Here is a 4950-nt window from a genome sequence, read left to right as displayed (position 1 = left end):
GGATCGACACCGGCGCGGTGCAGGATCCGCCAGACGGTGGCCCCCCGACCGGGTAGCCCAGCCCGACGAGCTCTCCCTGGATCCGGCGGTGGCCCCCGGTCGGATTCTCCTGCGCGAGGCGCAGGACCAGCTCGCGGATCTCCCGGCGGATCAGTGGCCGTCCGGGCGGCTTCCGTGGGTAGGTTCATTTTCGGGCGAGGAGGTCACGGTGCCACCGCAGCACGGTGGCTGGGGTGACGAAGAACGAACCCCACCGAGCCCGGGGCAGCAGCCGGGACAGGGCTGCGAGGATCACCCGGTCCGCCGGTTCCAGCGTCGGGCGGTTCACCTGCCGGCGCAGCACCGCCACCTGATGTCGCAGGACAAGGAGCTCCACGTCTTTCGCGGTGTCGCCGCGCACGCGGAGCAGCATCAGTCCGAGAGTGTTGCGTGTCAGGGCGTAGAGCAGGGACCACACCATGACCATCCAGCCTGCCCGACACAGGCCCTGTCCGGCGAGCAAACGCGCAGGTCACCGCCCGAATCGGGGTTCTGGAGCCCCACAGGGCAGGCTGGGGTTATGCATCGAGTTGTTCGAGGCCGGTGAGGTAGGCTTCGGTGTAGGTGGGGAACTGCGCGACCTGGTCGCGTAGCACGTCCAGCGGTATGCCGGCGCGGATCGCGAGCGCGGCTTGGTGGATCCATTCGCCGGCCAGCGGGGCGAGGGCCCATGCGCCGATGAGGACGCCGCGGCCTCGGTCTGCGAGCAGGCCCAGGGTGCCGGTCGGGTTGGTCTCGTACGTCCAGGGCCGGGCGATCGCGCCGGGCAGGTCGACCTCGGTGCTGGCGACGTCGATGCCACGGTGGTGGGCCTGGCTGGTGGTCAGCCCGACGGCGGCGATCTCCGGGTCGGCGAAGATGACCCGTGGGATGCCCTGGTAGACCGCGCGCCGCGGCCGGCCGCACAGCGTGTCCGCGACGACGCGGCCCTGGTATTTCGCGACGTGGGTGAACAGCGCCTGCCCGGTGACGTCACCGACGGCCCACAACCCCTGACCGAACCGGCAGTGCTCATCGACCCGCAGACCGCGTCCGTCCAGAGCGGCGACGTCGATGCCGACGGTGTCCAACCCCAGGTTGTGGACCTGTGGACGGCGGCCCGCGGCGAGCACGACAACGTCGACGTCCACCGTGGTGGCGTCGTCCAGGTCGAGGCGGGCGCCGTCGCCGGTGCGGGTGGCGCGGCGGACCTGCCGGCCGACCCGCACGTCGACGCCGTCCGCGGCCAGCGCGGTCTGGGTGAGCGCACCGACGCGCGGTTCCTCCCGGGTCACCAGCCGGTCGCCGCGCTCGAGGACAGTCACCTGGGCGCCCATACGGGCGAGGAACTGGCCGAGTTCGACCGCGACCGCGCCGCCGCCGAGCATCGCCACCCGGCCGGGGACGTCGGCCAACGTGGTGGCCTCCCGGTTCGTCCACACCGGCACGCCGTCCAGCCCGTCGATCGGCGGGCGGGCCGGGTGCGAGCCGGTCGCGACGATGACGTCGTCGGCCGCCAGCATCCGGTCGTTGACCTGTACCCGCAGCTGGCCGTCGGGGGTACGGCCCGCGAGTCGGCCGGTGCCCCTCACCACGGTGGCGCCCTGCTTCTCGTAGTCGGCGACCTGCCCGGAGTCGTCGAGGTGACGGATCATCCAGTCCCGGTAGTCGCGCAGCGCCGGCCAGTCCAGCGCTGGGCGGGTCACGCCGACGGCCCGGTCGGCCTCGGCGGCGGCCTCGGGTGGGCGTAGCAGCGTCTTGGACGGCACACACGCCCAGTAGGCACACTCGCCGCCGATCAGTTCCCGTTCCACCGCGGCCACCCGCCGGCCGGCGGCCAGCAGCCGGGAGGCCGCGACCTCCCCGCCCGGCCCCATCCCGAGCACGACCACGTCGAACTGGTCATCGGTCATGTCTTCCCCCTTTCCGGGTTCCTGCTCCCCTGTGACGGCCGGACGGCGACGGACTGGGTGTACCCGGTCTCGGTTCCCGCAGCGACCGCGAGCCCGAACAACACCAAGGCGAGCCGGGGCGACGCGCGGGCAGCCGGGCTGCTGACCAGTAGACCTTCCGGCGTCTCTCCCCTCTGCACGACGCAGCAGCCCCCAGCATTCATGGGACGCGGCGACCGCTCATCCGTCATCCGGGAACAGCGGCTACTGCTGGATCCACAGCTCCTCGGGCAGCAGTGAGCCGAGGCCGTACTGCACGAGACCGCCGACGTTCTTGCCCGCGATGGTGCTGGGGGCCGCCCGCATGAGGAAGATCACCGGAGCCAGTTTGGTCAGCCGCTGCTGCAGCGTCTCGTAGGCCGCCTTGCGCTCCTCCTCCGAGGCCTCGGTCCGGCCGGCCAGCAGGGCGTCGTTGAGTTCCGGGTCGTCGATACCGGGCAGGTTCGCCGCCGAGCTCCCGTGGAAGGTCGTCCACAACCGCGGCTCAGGGTCCGGGAAGAACGCGGACGAGACAGTCGCGTCGAAGTCGTGGGTCGTGCGCAGCCCGGCCAGCTCCGCGATATCAATGATCTTGATTTGGACCTTGACGTTGTTGAAGCTGCTGAGCTGGGCCTGGACGTTCTGCGTGATCGCCCGGCTATCGGTGCTGGGGGTGGCGGTGAACGTGAAGGACACCGGCTTGCCCTCGGCGGCCAGCTCGTCGAAGAGCCGCTGCGCGGTCGCCCTGTCCGTCTTGCGCAGCGGCGTCTCCGAGTAGAAGGGCGAGGCGTCGGTGAACAACGTGTCGGCCAGCTGCGCGGTGCCGTTGTAGGCCGCGAGGTTCAGCGCGTCCAAGTCCAGTGCCGCGGCGACGGCCTGCCGAGCACGAATGTCGTCGAATGGTGCTCTGCGCATGTTCAGTGCGATGTAGATGCCGCCGTTGAGCTGCATGACGTCGGTCGGCAGACCCGCCTCAGTGGCCTTGTCGACGTTGAGCCAGTTCGACTCGACGGCCACGTCCGCCCCCCCACTGATCACCGTGTTGAGACGCTGGCTGGCGTCGAGCGCCGAGCGGAGGGTGAGGCGGTCGAGGTAGGGCTTGGGCGCGTCCCAGTAGCGGGGGTTCTTGACGAGCTCGATGGCGGCCTGCCGGGTCCAGCTCTGCAGAGTGAACGGTCCCGCGCCGATCGGCTTCGCGTCGAAGGCCTGCTGGCCCTTCTCCAGGGCGGCGGGTGAGGCGATCCAGTTCATCGTCGAGGTAATGACGGACTGGGCGTACCTCGGCACAGGGGTGGCCAAGGTGACCTTCAGCGTGACGTCGTCCACCACCTCGGACGAGGCGATCGTCGACGCCTCCGCCCGGTTGGCCAGGCCAACGGCCGGGTCCTTGATCCGGTCCCAGTTGAACTTCACGGCCTCGGCGTTCAGCGGGGTGCCATCGGAGAACACCAGTCCCGGCCGCAGCTTCAGAGTGAAGGTGGCGCCGTTGTCGTTCGTGGTGAACGACTCGGCCATCGAGTACTGGACCTCACCGGCCTCATCGTTGGTCATCAACGTCCCGTACAAGGCGTTGCCCAGGAAGGCGCCGGACGCGTACGCGTTGCCGAGGGCCGCCGGATCCAGGGTGCGTGGATCGCTCAGCGTGAGGATCCGCCCGTTGCCGCCTGCCACCGGCTCACCGGAGGCGTCCGTGGACGAGGCGGGATCGTCGCCACCACCACACGCCCCCAGCACAAGCGCCACACAGCACACGACAACGGTGGCGAGTAATCGCGTCCTACGGATCATTGTTGACCTCTCATCAGCAGTCGGGAGTCAGCATTCAGGATTGGAAGGAGGAGGAACGAACAACTCGGGGACTACTTGGCCGAGGCGGTGCCCGCACCGCATCCCACAGCCAGTTCAGTTCTGCGACCACAGCGGCTTGTCCATGCTCAGCTTCGCGTTCAGCGCCACGACCGCCTCCGGGGTCGCGTTCTCACCCAGGATGACCGAGGCCACCGAACCTGGCGTCAGGCTCAGCAACCCCACCGCACCCCATGGTGACCAGCAGCACCACCAGCAGGCTGCGACGGACCCGTCCCGCAGCAGTGAGAACCACGCAACTCGCTTCCTTGATCCTTGGGAGAGGGGGCACTGTTGCAAGTGGCCGTAACTACGAACTCGGCGTCGGCGCTGATCACCATCTCAATCTGTCGGCCGCGTTCACCGAACTCGCCCTCGCCGTCTGATCACCGAGCCCAACCGGGCATGGCATGCCATGCCTTCTCCAAACACAACAGTCCCCTTTGCGCCTTCCTCACGTCGAGTACGGCGATCTCGGCCGCTCACAGCAGGCTCGCGATCCGCCACAGCCCGATCCAGCTTTGCGGGAAGACGCGGGCGTCGACGAGCGCGGTGCGCACCTCTGGTTCGGAGTCGTCGCACATCGATTCCGACACCACATGAAAGACAGGCACGCCGAGCCAATGCCAACGCGTAGACGACCGCTCGGCGACGGCCATGAACGCGGTCGACCCCGCCATCGATGCCCGGGCCAGCATCATCGACCGTTGCCCCTTCGGATCTACCTTGTATACAGGACCCTTGTTGTATACAAGTCGGCCGAGATGCGCAAGGGGCCGATCTGGCCACCGGGCTACCCAAGTAGGCCGGGCCATGTCTGTCCGGCCGCGTCAGCGCCAAGATCACCAGGCTGGACCGGCCCCCGCCACGTCCCCGGCCCGCCTCGATGATGATCGGCCGATGCCGTCCGGCTCGTCGGTGGGGATGTTCGCGACGAGGAAGCTGACCGCCCAGGCGTGGTCGGCGACACCTTCCAGCGCCAGAGCAAGCTGACCATTCGGGATGGTGCGCCGTCGCCGGGAGCGGGGGTCCCGGGAGATCTCCTCGGCGAGGACCCTGACCCGCCGGATGATCGTGTAGGTGCCGGGCGACCAGCCCATACCCGAACAGGTCGGACTGATCAACAGACCCCGACATTCAAGATCTGGTAGCGCCG

At 69.0% G+C, this 4950-nt stretch carries 5 protein-coding genes and 1 pseudogene; all 6 read right to left on the bottom strand.

What is annotated here, in order from left to right; translation table 11 throughout:
- Positions 1–466 (bottom strand): annotated as a pseudogene (locus E0504_RS53660) (integrase); the annotation flags it as partial.
- A 91-nt stretch (positions 467–557) separates the two neighbouring features.
- Positions 558–1931 carry an NAD(P)/FAD-dependent oxidoreductase gene (locus E0504_RS37335; protein ID WP_112108792.1) on the bottom strand — a complete coding sequence of 458 codons (1374 nt, stop codon included), beginning with the start codon at positions 1929–1931 and terminating at the stop codon, positions 558–560.
- Between the two features lie 243 nt (positions 1932–2174).
- The gene (locus tag E0504_RS37330; RefSeq protein WP_112108793.1) at positions 2175–3737 is read right to left on the bottom strand and encodes an ABC transporter substrate-binding protein; all 1563 of its coding nucleotides are present in this window, start codon (positions 3735–3737) and stop codon (positions 2175–2177) included.
- A gap of 114 nt (positions 3738–3851) precedes the next feature.
- Positions 3852–3980 carry a hypothetical protein gene (locus E0504_RS53655; RefSeq protein WP_255565764.1) on the bottom strand — a complete coding sequence of 43 codons (129 nt, stop codon included), beginning with the start codon at positions 3978–3980 and terminating at the stop codon, positions 3852–3854.
- 296 nt (positions 3981–4276) lie between these two features.
- Positions 4277–4495: a hypothetical protein gene (locus E0504_RS37320; RefSeq protein ID WP_112108794.1), complete on the bottom strand. Its 219-nt coding sequence runs from the start codon at positions 4493–4495 to the stop codon at positions 4277–4279.
- A gap of 141 nt (positions 4496–4636) precedes the next feature.
- On the bottom strand, positions 4637–4950 hold a 314-nt coding region (locus E0504_RS37315; protein ID WP_207974652.1), incomplete at its 5' end, for a hypothetical protein.

This window comes from Parafrankia sp. BMG5.11 (assembly GCF_004337455.1).
The sequence above is the reverse complement of the archived record's forward strand: the minus strand, read 5'-3'. Positions and strand labels throughout refer to the sequence as shown.

What these genes read in the sequence shown, in the direction of transcription:
- E0504_RS37335 (WP_112108792.1), bottom strand. Translation starts at nt 1,931, where the DNA reads ATGACCGATGACCAGTTCGACGTGGTCGTGCTCGGGATGGGGCCGGGC.
- E0504_RS37330 (WP_112108793.1), bottom strand. Translation starts at nt 3,737, where the DNA reads ATGATCCGTAGGACGCGATTACTCGCCACCGTTGTCGTGTGCTGTGTG.
- E0504_RS37320 (WP_112108794.1), bottom strand. Translation starts at nt 4,495, where the DNA reads ATGATGCTGGCCCGGGCATCGATGGCGGGGTCGACCGCGTTCATGGCC.